Genomic DNA, 16,093 nt, shown 5'->3' on the forward strand with positions numbered 1-16,093 from the left:
CAATTAACCCTATCCACCCCAACCGGATCCATATGAACCCGGACATTGGGAGGCGCACGATACTGGTAGTGGCTGGTCTCGCTCTGATTCCGGGGTGCCTCAACAACGAGGAACCCAGAGGGCCTAATAGCCCACCCAGAATGACGTTCGCGTGGGATAACCATTTAAATGACCCCGAGATCGTAACTATCCGGCACGAACACGGAGAGTCGGTGAAAGCAGGAGAGCTTCGGTTCGTCGGCACCATTGAGGAAGACGGGCAGACGTGGGCAGACGCAGCTGGGTTGCCTGCAGACGATACCATCGAAGAAGGCGATGAAGTTGATCTAACACCCCTGGACAGCTCCATGACTATCGCAATCCGATGGGAAGGAGGCCCGGACGGTCCGGTTGAACTCAGCAATCGGAGCATAAACATAGAATAATTTCCCACGCTTCATCCGATCCTCCGCAGGGAAATCATCAAGCAGTGGATTTCATCATAGACCTCTCGACAAAGCGTAGTCACCGGAAAGTGCCCAGAGCTGCCTTCTCGATTGTCAGGTCAGAGCGGCGGCGGGGACAGGAAACTCCGTTACGCCAGCGAACCTGTTGGAGCAGGCCCGTTGCGACCGATTCCGACCCAAACACATCCAGCGGAATCATACGTATCGGACACCGCTGACGCGGTGTCCTTGTCCTCTTTGATTCGACAGCCACAGCTGAGCGATATCAACAATCTCCTACAGAAGAGCGTTCGGTAACGAGTCCGTCGTGCGATTACTCGAGGTCGCGTTGGCGTCCCTTCGGAACCATCGAGCGCAGTTCGCCGTGGACGTACAGCCCGACCCCGAGCGGTTCACGCTCGCCCCCGATCTCGTGGGCGGCGATCAGGTAGCCCCAGTCGCCGTCCCACTCGAGTTCCTGATCCTCGCCGGCGGCAAACCGGCGAGCCTCCTCGCGCTCGAGGTCGATCACGCACTCGTTCGCGTGGCGGCCGAAGCGCTGGACGAAATCCGTCGTCGGTTTCCAGTGTTCCTGGCGGGTCCGCAGGCAGGTCATCCCGATCGCCTCGATCTCGAGCGGAGTGGTCGCCTCGCCCGCGTAGATCCAGATCTTTCCGGCGCCTTTCTCCCAGAACGTGTACTCCTCGAACGTGTCGGGCGAAATTTCGAACCGATCGGCGAAGTACTCGAGGACCGCCTCACGGCTGACTCGTCCCTCGACGGTCCGTTCGGCGTCGGTTGCAGGCAGGCGGTCGAAACGCTGGCCGTCGTTCGAGGCGAGACCCTCCCCGCCGTCTTCGGACGCTCCGTCGGCGTCGGTGTCGTCGGCCATCAGCCGGTCACCTCCAGTTTCGCGACGAAGAAGCCGCCGGTGTCGTTCTGGTGGGGGTAGATTCGGGCGGCCCGCTCGAGCGACGGATCGAACTCGTCGTCGCGCCAGGCGGTCACTCCGGCGGCGTACGCCATCTCGAGGTCGAAGTCGACGACGCGACAGGGTTCGTTCTCTATGGCGTGTTGAACGACCGCCTCGTTCTCCTCGGGAGCGAACGTACACGTCGAGTAGACGACGGTCCCACCCTCGCGGGTGGTCTGGATCGCCCGTCGGAGGATTCCCTTCTGGATCCCCGCGACGGAGTGAAGGTGACCTTCGGACCAGGTATCGAGCGCGTCGGGGTTCTTCCGAATCGTCCCCTCACAGGAACAGGGGGCGTCGACGAGCGTCCGATCGAACGCGTCGAAGGGGAACCGCTTCATCGAGTAGTTGCGGGCGTCGTCGTTCGTCACCGCGAGACTCGTCGCGCCCAGTCGCTCGGCGTTGAACCGAAGCGCCGAAATCCGCCCGAGGTTGTTGTCGTTGGCGACGACGGTCCCCTCGTCACCCATCAACGCGGCGATCTGGGTCGCCTTCCCGCCCGGGGCGGCACAGCAGTCCCAGACGCGCTCTCCAGGCTGGGGATCGAGGACGACCGGTGGGACGGCCGACACCTCCTCCTGGCCGTGCGTAACGCCGTGAAAGGACGTCCACGTCGATCCCGGCGAGTCGGTCTCGAGGCGCAACACACGGGGGTTCCACGACGCCTGCTCGAAGTCGACGCCCTCCTCCTCGAGTACGGCGGTCGCCCGATCGGCGGACGCTTTGATCGTATTTACGCGGACGGCGTTGCCGAGGGGCCGCTCGCAGGCCCCGAGAAACGCCTCGAAATTGTCGACGATCGGCCGATACCGCTCGAGTGGCTCCATCGACTGAAGGTTTGGCCACCCCGCGTTTGTGGGTTTCGGACCGTCACAACCAGTCCAATTGAACAGATACAGTCATTAGTGCATGATACTGTCTATCTATAGCCACCATTATACATCTGGGAAGACTCACATCGAACGGAGATACCGAGACATGACGGACGAATCGACGTTCGAGGTGACCGATTGCGCGATCATCGGACGCACGTACGAGGAGTATCTGGCGATGTTCGGACTCGAGCCGGCGGAACTCGAGGGGCGGCGCGTGCTCGACTGTCCGTCGGGCGTCGCGTCGTTCGTCGCGACGGCGACCGACCGCGGCGTCGACGCCGTCGGCGCCGACGTGGTTTACCGTTGGTCGCCCGACGACCTCGCCGACCGCTGTCGCGAGGATCGAGAGAGCGTCGCCGAACAACTCGCCGAGAAGACGCACCTCTTCGAGTGGTCGTATTACGACTCTCCGACGGACCGCCGGCGCTACCTCGAGCGGGCGTCCGAACGGTTCCTCGAGGATTATCCCGACGGACGGGAGGCGGGGCGGTACGTCCCCGCGGCGTTGCCGTCGCTTCCGTTCGCCGAGGGCTCGTTCTCGCTCGTCCTTTCCGCGCACTTTCTGTTTCTGTACGACGACCGGTTCGACTACGAGTTTCACCTCGAGGCGATCCGGGAACTCGCACGCGTCGCGACCGACGAAGTTCGCGTCTATCCGCTCCAGGGACTCGACGCAGAACCTTCCGACCATCTCGAGGGGAGTATCACAACCCTCGAGACGGAGGGGTACGAGCCGGCGATCGAATCCGTTCCGTTCGAGTTTCAGTCGGGGTCGACGGAGATGCTCGTCCTCCGTCTTTGAGCGCTCGAGGTCGACGGCCGACGGTTCGTACCGAGGCTTCGAGGACACCTCGTCGCCCCCGTCTTTATGCTGGTTCCGACGTTTCTCTCGAGTATGGCACGGATCTGCACACAGGGGACGGAGATCGATCTCGACGAGCCGATGCTGGTCGAGGGATTCCCCGGCGTCGGTCTCGTCGGCAAGATCGCGACCGATCACCTGATCGACGAACTCGAGATGGCCTACCGTGCGAGCGTCCACTGCGAAGGACTTCCCCGGATCGGCGTCTACCGGAGCGGCGATCGGACCGTGCGCCCACCGGTCCGGATCTACGTCAGCGAGGAACACGACCTCCTCGCCCTCCAGAGCGACGCCCCGATCGCCTCACAGGCGGTCGAGAGCGTCGCCGAGTGCGTAAGCGCCTGGATCGACGGTCAAGGGGCGACGCCGATCTTCTTGAGCGGCCTGCCGGCCGAACGCGACGGGGAGCGACCCGAGATCTACGGCGTCGCGACCGGCGACACCGGGGAAACACTCGAGCGCCACGACATCCCGGCCCCATCCGAAGACGGCGTCATCACGGGTCCGACGGGCGCACTCATCAACCGGGCGGCCCAGCGCGACGCCGCTAGCCTCGGTCTCGTCGTCGAGTGCAACCCGCAGTTTCCCGACCCCGAAGCCGCAAGCGTTCTCCTCGAGGACGCTATCGCCCCGATCGCGGATCTCACGATCGACGTGGGCCACCTCGTCGAACGGGCCGAGGAGATCCGACAGAAACGCGAACGGCTCGCCCAGCAGATGCAGGCTATCGGCCAGGACGAGAGCACGCAGGCTCAGCCACTGCGAATGTATCAGTAACGCCGACTCGTACGGATTGCTGTCAGTCAGTACCGGCGAACCCACGACTCGCGTGAGGTTTCACCGGTAAACAGTCACAGTAACCCGTATCGCGAGATCGGGACGGCCCCGTTCCGAACGGAATCCGTCGTCGTATCGGCGTCAGAACAATTCCCACGTGTTTTTTATTGTCGAACCCGTCCGGGATGAACAGAGATGCCTGCGTCCACTGCGTCGTACGATATGGTCGTCGTCGGGGGCGGAACCGGCGGCTGTTTCGCCGCGGCGACCGCCGCTCGAGCCGGCCTCGACGTCGCCCTCCTCGAGCGAAAGACAGAGGCAAAAGCGGGGAAGATCGCCTGCGGCGACGGAATCAAGGGAAAGAGCTCGTTCCCCGACGTCGTCGACCGGGAGCGAATCAAAGAAGAGTCCTTTACGAACCGGAGTATTAGCCGCGGAATCTTCGAGAACCCGGCGAGCGGCGAATCGCTCGAGATTCCCTTCGGCCAGACCGGCGCGGTCGTCGACCGCTTTGCGTACGGGCAGGTGTTGCTCGACGAGACGGACCGGGCAGGCGCCGAGATCCACTACGATACGGTCGTCAACGACGTCGTCCAGCCGAACGGAACGGTGACCGGCGTCACCGCGGTTCGCGACGGCGATCCCCTCGAGTACGAGGCGGAGGTCGTCGTCGACGGCGCGGGGGCGCTCTCGGTCTTGCAGGATAAGGCGGACTTCGCGTCCTCGACGTTCGATACGAACGTCAACTACTCCCAGTTCTGTTCGGCCTACCGGGAGGTACTCGAGGTGCCCGAACCGGTCGAGTGGGACGACGCGCTGGTGTTCAAGCCGACGAAGGAACTCGGCTACCTCTGGTACTTCCCTCGCTCGTCGACGGAGATCAACGCGGGACTTGGCTTTCAGATGACCCAGGAACCGATCGAACTCGTCGACGTACTCAAAGACGATATCGCGAACCGGACGGAGTTCGCGGGCGCGACCGTCAAGAACAAACTCGGGGCGGCGCTTCCCACCCGGCGGCCGTACGATTCGGCTGTCCACCCCGGCTACGTCGCTGTTGGCGACGCCGCCGGACACGTCAACCCCTGTACCGGCGGCGGAATCCCCGGTGCGGCGAAAGCCGGCCACTGGGCCGCACAGGTCGCGATCGACGCGATCGCCGACGGCGACGTGAGCGAGGCGGCGCTGTGGGAGTACAACGAGCGCGTCCAGACCGACTTCGGCAAGCGCTTCGCCGCGATGGACCTCTACAACATCTTCGGCACCGCCCACGAACTCGACGAACTCGTCTCGATTATCACCGCCCTACCCGGCCAGCAACTCGTCGACGCGATCGGAAAGAAGGGAACGGCGGACATGGGACTCGGGCTCAAGCTCAAAACGCTCGTCAAGACGTTCGGCCACTGGGACGTCCTCTACGAACTCTACAAGGTCCAAAACGCCGCGGCCTCGATCAAGGACGTCTACGACAGCTACCCCGCCTCGCCCGACCACTTCGATGCCTGGCAAAGCGAGCGCGACGGCGTCCTCGAGCAGGTGTACGAGGTCACTGGGGCCGAGCCGAAGTACTGATACGGTAACGATTTACCGCGCAACCACCGCTCGGGTCGCGGTTGCGCCGGAACTGACTGACAGTAAACCGTACGACACACGCGAAAGCGTCGAACCAACCCTCGAGTGCCCGACGGCGACTTCGAACCCTCCCTCCTTACCCGCAACCCAAACCCATTTTCCGGACCTCGCCCTTCGATCGCACATGGTAACCGACGACGCCGACGCGAACGCACCGAAATCCTATCCGTCCGCGGGTCCCATGCCCATGCTCGGGCTCGGTACCTGGCAAAACGAGGAGCCCGAACAGTGCGTCGAGAGCGTCCGAACGGCCCTCGAGATGGGCTACCGTCACGTCGACACCGCACAGATTTACGAGAACGAAACGGCCGTCGGCGAGGGGATCGAACGGGCCGGCGTCGACCGGGAGGACGTCTTCCTCGCGACGAAGATCTGGAGTTCGAATCTGGCCCCCGAAGACGTCCTCAAGACGGCCCGCGAGAGCCTCGACCGACTCGGCGTCGAGTACGTCGACCTGCTGTACGTTCACTGGCCCGCGCGGGCGTACGACCCCGAGGGAACGCTGGAAGCGTTCACGGAACTCCACGAGGAGGGGCTGATCGAGAACGTCGGCGTCAGTAACTTCCTCCCCGAGCAGTTAGCGGAGGCCGTCGCCGTAAGCGACGTCCCGATCCTCGCCAATCAGGTCGAGTTACACCCTTTACTCCAGCAAGCCGACATTCGGGAGGCGTGTGCGAGCCACGACGTCGAAGTCGTCGCGTACTCCCCGCTCGCCCGCGGTGGCGTCTTCGATCAGCCCGTGGTTCAGGACATCGCCGACGAACACGACGTCAGCGAGGTCCAGGTGAGCCTGGCGTGGCTCCGTGAGAAAGGCGTAACCGCGATCCCGAAAGCGACCTCAAAAGCCCACATCCGCGACAACTGGGAGTCGCTCTCGCTCGAACTCTCCGCCGACGAGATCGACGCCATCGATGCCATCGAGACGGACGAGCGCCAGGTCGACCCTGGCTTCGCTCCCTGGAACTGAGAAGGACTGCTGTACGTCGTTACAACGATCCTCCGATACGGCTCGTTTTCTCGAGGCGGCGTACAGTCGCGACCCGTCTTCGCCGCCTCGAGGATTCGGGGTCACAATCCGTCTCGAACGCTCCGCACGGACGTTGTTGACAGCCGGAGAGAAAACGGCGATCCGGCTCCCCGGGCCCGTCTCTTCGTTTCCCTCTCGAGTCTCAGACCTGTCGTTAGTGAGGAAAGAGAAGGAAAGTTTACGGTACACCGGCAGTTTGGCTTGCGTATGTCAACCCACTCTCGAAGAGGCGGTGGAGGTGGGGTCGTCGGCGCGATCAAAGCCGACCTCGCCCGGTTACACGGCGCCTGGATGGAGCTCGTCTTTCCACGCCAGCGCGGCCGCGGCCACTCCGTCATGGGCAAGTGGAAGCCCGAAACTCTCCCACAGAAGATCGGCTACTACGCCTGGAGTACGTTCGGGACGATCGGCTTGCTCCTCCTCTATCCGTTGACAGTACTCGGATTCGCGACCCGCTTTTATGCGGTGAAACTCGACTCGACGCAGGCTCGACTCGGCATCGTCGGCGTCACCGGGATCGCGGTGCTCGCCTGGGGAACGTTGACCGTCGTTGCCCACTTCCAACTGCCGTGGGACGCGTTCCTCGCCATCGCCGCGGCGAGCGGTGTGGCCATCGTTTCGACCGCGCTCGCGGCGACGTTCTCGAAAGTCGGTGGCCGCGGAACGTCGGTCATGCTCGCGTACCCGTTCGCGATGACGGCGCTGTTTCTCCCGCCCGTCGTCGCGGCGCTCGTCACGCCGGCACTACAGCCCCACATACTGGACCCCAGCTACGAGTTCGCGATCTGGATCCTCGACAACGTGTTGTTCGTCGGCGGCCTCAACGAGTGGCTCCGGGCCAACTTCACGCTCGAGGGGGCGGCCTACGCCGCGATGTGGGTCGGCATCTCGTTTCCCGTTGGCTGGTTCCTCGGCATCCCGATTGCACTCGCCGACCTCGTCCGGCCGTCCGAGGAGTAACGCCGTTTGACGATCTCGGAGCGGATTTTCTTCGAAACTGTCGGGTCCCGTGATCCTCCGAACGACTCAGATCCGCGACTCGAGCAACGTCGCCTCGTCGTCGATCTCCCGGCTATGCAACGCGGCCCCCGTCTCGCGGTCGAAAACGTGGATCGCGGACTCGGGGAACCTGGCGATGTAGTGAGTGCCCTCCTCGATCCGACGCATTCCGTCGGTCGTGACGTTGAACTGTGAGTCGTTCTCGTCGGTTCGAAAGCCCGCTAGAAGGTTGTTCTCGTTACCCATCGGTTCGACGACGTCGACGCGAACCGGGAAGTCGTGTGCCGTCTCACGAGCTTCGAGAATCTCGACGTCTTCGGGTCGAATGCCGAGAACGAGAGCGTCACGACCGGTCAGTTCAGACCGGATCGACGACGAGAGCGGATACTCGAAGCCGGATCCGACGAGTCGGTCGCCCTCGAGGGTAACGTCGAAGAAGTTCATCGACGGCTCGCCGATGAAGCCGGCGACGAAGAGATTCGTCGGCCGGTGGTAACACTCGAGGGGAGTTGCAACCTGCTGGAGTTCGCCGTCGTCGAGGATGGCGATCCGATCGCCCATCGTCATCGCCTCGGTCTGGTCGTGGGTGACGTAGACGGTCGTCACGCCGAGGTCGTGTTGCAGGCGTTGAAGCTCCATTCGCATGCCCGAGCGGAGTTTGGCGTCGAGATTCGACAGCGGTTCGTCCATCAGGAAGACGGCCGGATCGCGGACGATCGCCCGTCCCAGCGCGACCCGCTGTTGTTGGCCGCCCGATAGCTCACCCGGCTTGCGCTCGAGGAGGTCGTCGATCTCGAGCATCGTCGCGGTTTCCTCGACCCGTTCGTTCATGGTGTCGGTGTCGAGGGTCGTCGACTCCTCGAGACCGAAGCGCATGTTCTCGCGGACGGTCATGTGGGGGTACAGCGCGTAGCTTTGAAACACCATCGCGATGTCCCGTTGCTGGGCCGGCGCCTCGTTGACCACCTCGCCGTCGATCGCAACCTGCCCGTCCGAGATCGTCTCGAGGCCGGCGATCATTCGAAGGGTGGTCGACTTGCCACACCCCGAGGGGCCGACGAGGACGAGGAACTCGCCGTCGTCGATCTCGATCGAGACGTCGTCGACCGCGACGACGACGTCGCCGCCGTCGTCGAATCGCTTCGTCACTCCGTCCAGCGTGAGTTTAGCCATGAGTATCCTCGGTTTCGTCTGCCTGTTCGTACGTACTCGAGTGCCAAATCGTCTCGTGTCGGATCATGATGCGCCTGTGATTCCTTTCGCGAACTGCCTGCCGAAGATGACGTAGATGATGATCGTCGGCAAAGCGGCGATGAACGCTCCCGCCATCTGAATGTTGTACTCCTGTGCCATCGACCCCTGAAGTTCGTTCAGCGACTGGGTGACGACGTAGTTCGACCGCGAGGTGACCAACACCAGCGCGAACAGCAGGTCGTTCCAGACCTGCGTGAACTGGTAGATCAGCGTCACCGCGAACATCGGCGCGGACAGCGGGAGTATGATCCGTCTATAGATGCGAATCGCACTCGCGCCGTCGATCTTCGCCGCCTCGATCATCTCGTCGTCTAACGTCTTGTAGTACGACCGAAAGAGGATCGTACAGATCGGAATCCCGTAGGCGGTGTGGGTGATCGTCAGCTCGATCAGGTCGGCCTGGTTCGCGAGAAATGGTGCGAACGAGAGCAATCCGGCGAGATCGACCGCGGACCAGAACTGCCGAAGCGGAACCAGTACCGACTGGTACGGCAGGAACACCCCCGCGAGGAAGATCACGAGAATACCGATCTGGCCGCGCCAGGACAGCTTCGTCAGCCCGTAAGCCGCGAGACTGCCGAGCGTCGCCGAGAGGATCGTCGCCGGAACGACGAACATCGCGCTGTTGATCACCCCACCCTGCATCGCGGCGAACGCCAGCTCCCACGGCTCGAGGGTGAACCACTCCGGCGTCGGCGGGGTCACCGGCGTGGTTTCGACGAATCCGGTTTGGGTCTTGAACGCCGTCGTCAGCCCGGCCCACAGCGGCGAGAGGTAAAAGCCGATGAGACCGGCGAGGACGACGTACAACGCGACGCGTTGGGTATCTACGGTCTCGAGCGTCTTCGAGAGGCGATCCTTGCCCGTGCCAGCGTCGGTCGGTTCGGCGGTCGTCATCAGAGATCACCTCGTCTGTACTGCATGTACAGGTAGGGGGCGACGACGGCGAGCGCCATCAGGAAGAGGATGGTCGCGATCGCCGCGCCGTAGGCCCACTGGGTTCGCGAGAAGGCGACGCGGAACATCATGACGGCCAGGATGTCCGCAGAGCGACCGGGATTGTCCCCGAACATGACGAAGATGAAGTCGAACGCCTTCAGCGCGAACACCATCAACACGACCGCCGCGGAGGTCGTCGACGCGCTCAACTGTGGGACGATCACGCGCCAGTACATCCGGAACGTACTCGCGCCGTCGACTGTCGCCGCCTCGTAGTGTTCGTCCGGAATCGCCCGCAAGCCGGCGAGGTAGACGACCATCGCGTATCCGCTGAACTGCCACGTGAGCGCGAAGATGATCGACGCTAGCCTCGTTCTGGGATCACCGATCCAGTTCATGGCGAGGAAATCCAGCCCGATCGCACTCAGGACGACGTTGATCGTCCCCGTACTCGGGTTGTACATCCACGACCAGAAAATCGCCGTCACGACGAACGATAGCGCCATCGGCAACAGGTAGATCGTCCGGAACGTGTTCTCGAATCGGATGTTCTGATCGACCAGGATCGCCAGCACGAGACCGATCGCCAGCGAGACGACGGTAAACGCGATCAACAGGACGATCGTGTTCCGAAACGCCGCCCAGAACGACGGATCGTCCGGCATCTGTGCGTACATCTCGAGCGTGAGATCCGTATACTCCGGCTGGCCCAGCCCGCTCCAGTCGGTCAGTGAGATGAGGAGGTTCCAGCCGACTGCGCCGTAGACGAACCACCCCATCAACAGCGCCGGCGGGAGCCAGAACGGCAACGCCTGGACGGCGTCGCTGTGTCTCAGCCGGGAGAGCCCACCTCGACGCTCGGGCTCAGTCGTCCCACCGTCGGTCAACACGCTGTTGTCGTCACTCGAGTCGTCGTTTCTCGATAGTTGTTTCTCACGCCGCCGGACACGCGCGAGTAACCGATCCATATCGAATACCATGACGAATTCGGGAGGCGTCGCCTAGAAGATAGCGACGAGGTTTTCCGTCGTCTCGTCGGGGTCCCAGTTGTCCGTAAAGACCGCGAACTCCTCTTCGACCTCGCTCGCCAGGGCGGGCTCTAAGCCGCTTCCGTGTGAGATCGACGTGACCTGTGTCTCGGAGGCCTCGAAGTCGGCCATCTGATCCTGCAAGAACGGCGGGAACTCGTCGGTCGGGACGTCGGTTCGTGGCGGGATCGAACCCTTGTGCGGGTTGAATCGTTCCTGGGCGTCGATCGTCGAACAGTAGTTGATGAACGCCTCCGTCGCCTCCGGCGACGGGTTGTTCGTCGGCATGACGAACGAGTCCATGACCAGCGTGTAGACGTCCTCGGTACCGGGGACAGCCATGTACTCCCAGTCCTCACCGTACTCGAAGTCGTCCGCCGCCTGATACTCGCCGGCGGCCCAGTCGCCGTTGTGGTGGAACGCGGCGTCACCGGTGATGACGTCGGCGTTGGCTTCGTCCCAAGCGACCGTCCCGGCGTCCTCGTTGAAGTACTCCTGTGAGTCGGCGACGAGTGCGAGCGATTCGTAGATCTCCTCCTCGAGATCGGCGGCGTTGCCGTCGAGGAACTCCTGATAGGTATCGGCGCCGTGCTGGCCGGTGAAGATCACTTCCCAGAACTGAAGGATACCCCACGGCTCCTGGGTCTGCTGGGCGAGACCGACGTAGCCCGCGTCCTCGGCGGTCGCGAAGGCGTCGACGAGATCCTCGGGGCTGTCGATCGCGTCGACGTCGATACCAGCATCCTCGACGACCTCGACGTTGTAGAAAACGTTGTTCAGCCGGTGGATGTTGATCGGGACCGAGACGATGTCGCCTTCGGGACTGGCCGCGTCGACGACCCCCTCGACGTAGGCGTCGTGGGCGTCGTCCTCCCAGAGATCGCCGACAGGTTCGAGCGCACCGGCATCGGTGTACGGTCTGAGCGCTTCGCCGGGCCAGATCTGGAACGTACTCGGCGGGTCCTCGTCGATGACCCGCGTCTGGATCGCGGCGTCGATGGCCGCGCCGGCGCCGCCGGGTGCCGGATTGTCCTCGATCTCGTAGTCGGGGTACTCCTCCTGGTAGCCGTCCAGCAACGCGTTCAGCGCTTGCTCCTCCCCACCGGCGGTCCACCAGTGGACGATCTCGAGTTCCTCCCCGTCACCGTCGCCGTTACCGGTGTCGTCGTCGGTTCCGGCGTCTCCGTTACCGTCCCCGTTTCCGTCGTCGATCTCTTCGTCCTCCGCACATCCAGCGAAGGCGACCGCGCCGGCCGCCGCGGTGCCTTGAAGGTACCGTCGTCGTGAAAGTCGTTTTTCCTTCCCCATGGGTCTTGCTTCCACTTCGCTTTCGATGAAGACTCACATAAGATTGTTGTATTTACTCCGTATTGAGTAGTTATATATTTTATAAGGTTGGTAACGAGACACGTCCTGGACGACCGCGGCGCTCGAGTTATCGACGGTGACGAGTCGCGAGTCGCCACCGGATCGTCGGTTCTGAAAGCGCGTCCCACGAGCCGCTCGCGGGCGGACAACGAACAGTATAACAGCCCGGAGTGACCAGGGTTCGCCATGAGGGAGGCGCTTGGCTATCCGCTTCGGGGCGACCACGCCGAAAAAGCCCTGCTCTCGGCGTGGCTCTGCGTTCTCGTCCACGCAATCGTGATCCCGATCGTCACACTCGTTCCCCTCGTCGGCTACGTCGCGACGGTCCTCGTAGGTGAAAGCGACGAGCCGCCACCGTTTCTCGAGCGCGCGCTCGTGGGCCGGAGTCTCGGAGCGACTGTTCTCGTCGTCGGGTACGGAGTCGTTCCTGTCGGGGCCGCGCTGATCTCCATACTGTTGTTGACCGGCGGCGATCAGCCGCCGACGGACGCGGACGCCCTCTTCGTCCTCGTCGGATCGACCGCGGTCCTGGCGATGCTCGCGGCGTACGCGTATCTCGTACCGATCGCGCTGGCGAACTACGCTCGAACCGGATCGCTCCGTGGGGGACTGACGGGACTCGGTGCGGTAGCCGGCGACGCCGTCTACTTCGTCGGCTGGGCGTCGGGTTCGATCGTGCTCCTCGTCGGCATCGGTATCGCTAGCGCGTTCGTCGATATCGGCGGGATTTTCGCCGTCATCGGCTCGTTCGTCGGCACCTACGCGGTTCTCGTCGCGAGTCGACGGGTCGGACGCGGATACGCCGCCGCGACGGAGTGAACTCGGCGGTGGCTACATGTAGCCGAGGTCGCGAAGTCGCTCCATCAGGTCCTCTTTGTCCTGTGCGCGGCCGGCGCGCTCGGTCGTCCCCTCGAGGTCCTGGAGCCAGGCCGGATCTTCGTCCGACTTCTCGGTGCTGATCTCGCTACCGAGCGACCGGAATCCGGCGAAGTACTTCGGCGAGACGGGGATGTCGTCCTGCTCGAGGTCGTTCGGCAGGTCGTCGTCGCTTTCGGGGACGTAGCCGTCGTCCGGGAACTCCGCGACGGTGTCGGGAACGACGAAGTTCCAGAACGCCTCCCAGACCGCCGCCTCGTCGAACTGGAGGATGGGCTGGATCCGGTCGTGGGGCGGGTAGATGTCCGGATCGTGGCGCGGGGAGAAGAACGTCTCGTCCGCTCGGGCCTCCTGTTCGTCCCAGCGAACGCCGGAGATGACGCCGTCGACGTCGTACTCCTCTAAGGCGTCGTTGAGCGCGACGGTCTTCAGGAGGTGGTTGCCCGCGTAGGTGTCGAGCAGGAACGGGAACGTCTCTTCTTCGTACTCGAGGATGTTCTCGACGTGATGTTGGTTGTGCTCGGAGAGTTCGTCGACGGGAACGTCGTCGCCGGGCTCTAAGTCGTTTTCCTCGACGTAGTCGCCGATGTCCTCGTTGCGCGCGTAGATCACGTCGAGGTCCCACTCGTCGGCCCAGCGGTCGACGAAGTCGTGGATCTCGTCGAAGTGCTGGTAGTGGTCGATGAAGATCGCTGGCGGCACCTCGAGGTCGTACTGCTCGGCGACCTCCTTCACGAAGTAGAGCACGAGCGTGGAGTCCTTTCCGCCGGTCCACATGACCGCCGGATTCTCGTATTGCTCGAGTCCCTCTCGAGTGACCTCGATCGCTTTCTCGATTCTGTCGTTGATGTGGGGGTAGTCGGCCGGATCTTCGCCGTCGCCGTCGTCGTAGTCGACGTCGACGTACTCGGGGAAGTTCGTTGGCATCGTCGTGTAATTAGATATAATTACCATACTTAAACCGTTTGGGAGACCGGAAACCTCTGACGGAAACTGAGATCGGCCGGACGCTGTGGTGACGTCGATAGCGTAGACCACTCGAGTTGCCGAACGATTCGCTGTTATTCATGATCTCGACATCTGGGCCGTCTCGAGGCGGTTCTCTCGTCGATCAGTTGACGGTCGTGTTCGTGAAACGCGTGAACTCGTGGCGTGACGTCGTCGAATCGAGTTTCGAGCCGGCGAGACAGACCCCGGCGATATTGGGTGCTACCGAAACATGGGGAAGGGTTCTCGACTGGACGTGCCTGCCGATCGGAACGGACCAGCGGTGGCGATCAGTCGAGCGTCGGCGCTTCGAACGCCCGGTCGGGTTCGTCGGCGTCGAGGCCTCGCTGGAGCAGGCGAACGATCCGGCGAGCCGCTGCCCCATCCCCGTAGGGATGGGGGTTGGCCTCCGGCGTCCACTCCTCGCGAAGCCCCGCACGGATCGCGTCTGGATCGGCACCGACGAGTCTATTCCATCCGCAGTCGACGGTCTCGACCCACTCAGTCTCGGCTCGAAGCGTGAGACAGCGGGTTCCGAGGAAGAACGCCTCCTTCTGGACGCCGCCGGAATCCGTCGCGACGCGCTCGGCGGCGTCGAGCAGTCGGACGAAATCGAGATATCCCTGCGGTTCGATCACCTCGAGTTCGTCCGTCGCCCGAGCCCAGAGTCCGTACTCCCGCAGACGGCCGACCGTCCGCGGATGGGCGGGGAAAACGACAGGACGCGGCGCATCGGCGAGTCCGTCGAGTATCCTCGTCAACGTCGGCCGATCGTCGGTGTTTCCGGCGCGGTGGACCGTCGCCAAGACGAATCCATTCTCACTGACGCCGAGATCCTCGAGGATCGTCGACCGCCGTCGCGAGCGCTCTCGCGCGTCGAGGATTGCATCGTACATGACGTCGCCGGTCCAGTGGACGCCCGCCGTAATTCCCTCGTTCTCGAGGTTGGCGACCGCGGCCTCACTCGGCGCGAAACAGAGATCCGACGCGTGGTCGGTCAGCACCCGGTTTACCTCCTCGGGCATCTCCCAATTATCGCTTCGGAGTCCCGCCTCGACGTGTGCGACGGTGACGTCGCGTTTCGAGCCGACGATCGCCCCCGCGAGCGTCGAGTTCGTATCGCCGTAGAGTAACAACACGTCGGGCTGGATCTCTTCGACGACGGGCTCGAGCGCCGCGATCATCTTCGCCGTCTGGCGGCCGTGCGTGTCCGACTCGACCCCGAGGTGGTACCCCGGCTCCGGGATGTCCAGTTCGTCGAAGAAGACGTCGGAGAGCTCTTCGTCGTAGTGTTGGCCCGTGTGAACGAGAATCTCCTCGCCAGCCTCGCGGAGTTTCCGGGAGACGACCGCCGCCTTGACGAACTGCGGTCTGGCACCGACGACCGAACAGACCCGCATCAGTACCCCCACCTCCGACCCACGACCCTCTGGGTTCTCCCGCCGTCGTTCGGCCGCGCCGTCGTTTTCGTGGATGGCCTCGCCTCGAGTCCGGTAGTACCCCAGTTCGCCCTGCGTACTGTGACCTGACTCGCCCCGCGTACCGAGATTTCTGGATCGAACAGGCAGTCGGAGGACGGAGAGCGCTCAGAACGGAGACGCCACACGTGCGATCACCTCGTGATTCATGGCAGTCACCCGTTCTAGAACGGAGTATATCGTTATCTGGCTGTTACCCGGATTTTCGCACAAGCGACGTTCACGAAACCGACGCCCCTACGCCCGCTCGCCGAGAGAAACGCGGACACTAACGTAGGTCCTAGTGCCTCGAGCGTCCGCCTTACCGGTCGGTAGGATTCGTCGATCGGTTGACCAACTCCGTTCGACGTTCCTCCCGGGACAGCGCGTCTGCGTCCAAGTACGGCGTCGGCTCGATTCGTAGCGTAACCGTTCGATCGACTCTGGAGGGTTACGCCCCACTTTCTCCCGGATCCGCCTCGAGTCGAGTCGGTGTCGGGTCTCGAGTACTGCCGTCCCTCGAGTCGAGTCGGTGTCGGGTCTCGAGTACGACCACTCAGTCCGCGGTCTCTCGTCCGTAAGCGAGTTCGGGCGTTCTTCGATCGCCACCGAGT

General features: G+C 63.2%; 15 protein-coding genes and 1 pseudogene. 7 read left to right on the forward strand and 9 right to left on the reverse strand.

Annotation, left to right across the window (positions count from 1 at the left end):
• Positions 1-32: 32 nt before the first annotated feature.
• Positions 33-425 carry a hypothetical protein gene (locus tag AB7C87_RS11730; RefSeq protein WP_369729649.1) on the forward strand — a complete coding sequence of 131 codons (393 nt, stop codon included), beginning with the start codon at positions 33-35 and terminating at the stop codon, positions 423-425.
• Positions 426-507: 82 nt separating this feature from the next.
• Here AB7C87_RS11730 and AB7C87_RS11735 read toward each other — a convergent pair.
• The 3 genes and pseudogenes from AB7C87_RS11735 to AB7C87_RS11745 form a co-directional block, all read right to left on the reverse strand.
• Positions 508-645: pseudogene (locus AB7C87_RS11735) on the reverse strand (IS1595 family transposase); the annotation flags it as partial.
• 114 nt (positions 646-759) lie between these two features.
• Positions 760-1,317: a DUF7122 family protein gene (locus AB7C87_RS11740; protein ID WP_369729650.1), complete on the reverse strand. Its 558-nt coding sequence runs from the start codon at positions 1,315-1,317 to the stop codon at positions 760-762.
• A complete protein-coding gene (locus tag AB7C87_RS11745) occupies positions 1,317-2,225 on the reverse strand; it encodes an RsmB/NOP family class I SAM-dependent RNA methyltransferase (protein ID WP_369729651.1) in 909 nt (302 codons plus the stop codon). The genes AB7C87_RS11740 and AB7C87_RS11745 overlap by 1 nt, the downstream gene beginning before the upstream one ends.
• Before the next feature lie 151 nt (positions 2,226-2,376).
• On the opposite strand from AB7C87_RS11745, the gene AB7C87_RS11750 reads away from it, so the two are divergent.
• The 5 genes from AB7C87_RS11750 (at position 2,377) to AB7C87_RS11770 (ending at position 7,531) form a co-directional block, all read left to right on the forward strand.
• Positions 2,377-3,075, forward strand: a complete 699-nt coding sequence (locus AB7C87_RS11750) for a class I SAM-dependent methyltransferase (protein WP_369729652.1) — start codon at positions 2,377-2,379, stop codon at positions 3,073-3,075.
• A gap of 93 nt (positions 3,076-3,168) precedes the next feature.
• Positions 3,169-3,912, forward strand: coding sequence for a proteasome assembly chaperone family protein (locus AB7C87_RS11755; RefSeq protein WP_369729654.1), 744 nt, complete (start codon positions 3,169-3,171; stop codon positions 3,910-3,912).
• Between the two features lie 195 nt (positions 3,913-4,107).
• Positions 4,108-5,484, forward strand: coding sequence for a geranylgeranyl reductase family protein (locus tag AB7C87_RS11760; RefSeq protein WP_369729655.1), 1,377 nt, complete (start codon positions 4,108-4,110; stop codon positions 5,482-5,484).
• Positions 5,485-5,668: 184 nt separating this feature from the next.
• On the forward strand, positions 5,669-6,511 hold the full coding sequence (locus AB7C87_RS11765; RefSeq protein WP_369729656.1) for an aldo/keto reductase: 843 nt from the start codon (positions 5,669-5,671) through the stop codon (positions 6,509-6,511).
• Positions 6,512-6,778: 267 nt separating this feature from the next.
• Positions 6,779-7,531, forward strand: coding sequence for a hypothetical protein (locus AB7C87_RS11770; RefSeq protein WP_369729657.1), 753 nt, complete (start codon positions 6,779-6,781; stop codon positions 7,529-7,531).
• Between the two features lie 66 nt (positions 7,532-7,597).
• Here the strand turns inward: AB7C87_RS11770 and AB7C87_RS11775 are convergent, their stop codons facing one another.
• From AB7C87_RS11775 to AB7C87_RS11790, 4 genes are all read right to left on the reverse strand, one after another.
• Positions 7,598-8,743, reverse strand: coding sequence for an ABC transporter ATP-binding protein (locus AB7C87_RS11775; protein WP_369729658.1), 1,146 nt, complete (start codon positions 8,741-8,743; stop codon positions 7,598-7,600).
• A 63-nt stretch (positions 8,744-8,806) separates the two neighbouring features.
• Complete coding sequence (locus tag AB7C87_RS11780) at positions 8,807-9,721, reverse strand: carbohydrate ABC transporter permease (protein ID WP_369729659.1); 915 nt, start codon at positions 9,719-9,721, stop codon at positions 8,807-8,809.
• Positions 9,721-10,731 carry a carbohydrate ABC transporter permease gene (locus tag AB7C87_RS11785; RefSeq protein WP_369729660.1) on the reverse strand — a complete coding sequence of 337 codons (1,011 nt, stop codon included), beginning with the start codon at positions 10,729-10,731 and terminating at the stop codon, positions 9,721-9,723. Before AB7C87_RS11785 ends, AB7C87_RS11780 begins: the two co-directional genes overlap by 1 nt.
• A gap of 33 nt (positions 10,732-10,764) precedes the next feature.
• A complete protein-coding gene (locus AB7C87_RS11790; protein ID WP_369729661.1) occupies positions 10,765-12,099 on the reverse strand; it encodes an ABC transporter substrate-binding protein in 1,335 nt (444 codons plus the stop codon).
• 246 nt (positions 12,100-12,345) lie between these two features.
• Here AB7C87_RS11790 and AB7C87_RS11795 point away from each other — a divergent pair, with 246 nt between their 5' ends.
• On the forward strand, positions 12,346-12,978 hold the full coding sequence (locus AB7C87_RS11795; protein ID WP_369729662.1) for a DUF4013 domain-containing protein: 633 nt from the start codon (positions 12,346-12,348) through the stop codon (positions 12,976-12,978).
• A gap of 12 nt (positions 12,979-12,990) precedes the next feature.
• Here AB7C87_RS11795 and AB7C87_RS11800 read toward each other — a convergent pair whose 3' ends face one another.
• Entirely contained in the window at positions 12,991-13,962 is a 972-nt protein-coding gene (locus tag AB7C87_RS11800) for a phosphoadenosine phosphosulfate reductase family protein (protein WP_369729663.1), read from the reverse strand.
• 350 nt (positions 13,963-14,312) lie between these two features.
• Complete coding sequence (wecB, locus tag AB7C87_RS11805; protein ID WP_369729664.1) at positions 14,313-15,422, reverse strand: non-hydrolyzing UDP-N-acetylglucosamine 2-epimerase; 1,110 nt, start codon at positions 15,420-15,422, stop codon at positions 14,313-14,315.
• Positions 15,423-16,093: the final 671 nt, after the last annotated feature.

It is taken from the genome of Natrarchaeobius versutus (genome assembly GCF_041205745.1).
In the GTDB taxonomy this organism is placed as follows: domain Archaea; phylum Halobacteriota; class Halobacteria; order Halobacteriales; family Natrialbaceae; genus Natrarchaeobius; species Natrarchaeobius versutus.

Coding starts and splice junctions, on each gene's coding strand:
- AB7C87_RS11730 (WP_369729649.1), top strand. CDS start 33: ATGAACCCGGACATTGGGAGGCGCACGATACTGGTAGTGGCTGGTCTC.
- AB7C87_RS11740 (WP_369729650.1), bottom strand. CDS start 1,317: ATGGCCGACGACACCGACGCCGACGGAGCGTCCGAAGACGGCGGGGAG.
- AB7C87_RS11745 (WP_369729651.1), bottom strand. CDS start 2,225: ATGGAGCCACTCGAGCGGTATCGGCCGATCGTCGACAATTTCGAGGCG.
- AB7C87_RS11750 (WP_369729652.1), top strand. CDS start 2,377: ATGACGGACGAATCGACGTTCGAGGTGACCGATTGCGCGATCATCGGA.
- AB7C87_RS11755 (WP_369729654.1), top strand. CDS start 3,169: ATGGCACGGATCTGCACACAGGGGACGGAGATCGATCTCGACGAGCCG.
- AB7C87_RS11760 (WP_369729655.1), top strand. CDS start 4,108: ATGCCTGCGTCCACTGCGTCGTACGATATGGTCGTCGTCGGGGGCGGA.
- AB7C87_RS11765 (WP_369729656.1), top strand. CDS start 5,669: ATGGTAACCGACGACGCCGACGCGAACGCACCGAAATCCTATCCGTCC.
- AB7C87_RS11770 (WP_369729657.1), top strand. CDS start 6,779: ATGTCAACCCACTCTCGAAGAGGCGGTGGAGGTGGGGTCGTCGGCGCG.
- AB7C87_RS11775 (WP_369729658.1), bottom strand. CDS start 8,743: ATGGCTAAACTCACGCTGGACGGAGTGACGAAGCGATTCGACGACGGC.
- AB7C87_RS11780 (WP_369729659.1), bottom strand. CDS start 9,721: ATGACGACCGCCGAACCGACCGACGCTGGCACGGGCAAGGATCGCCTC.
- AB7C87_RS11785 (WP_369729660.1), bottom strand. CDS start 10,731: ATGGATCGGTTACTCGCGCGTGTCCGGCGGCGTGAGAAACAACTATCG.
- AB7C87_RS11790 (WP_369729661.1), bottom strand. CDS start 12,099: ATGGGGAAGGAAAAACGACTTTCACGACGACGGTACCTTCAAGGCACC.
- AB7C87_RS11795 (WP_369729662.1), top strand. CDS start 12,346: ATGAGGGAGGCGCTTGGCTATCCGCTTCGGGGCGACCACGCCGAAAAA.
- AB7C87_RS11800 (WP_369729663.1), bottom strand. CDS start 13,962: ATGCCAACGAACTTCCCCGAGTACGTCGACGTCGACTACGACGACGGC.
- wecB (WP_369729664.1), bottom strand. CDS start 15,422: ATGCGGGTCTGTTCGGTCGTCGGTGCCAGACCGCAGTTCGTCAAGGCG.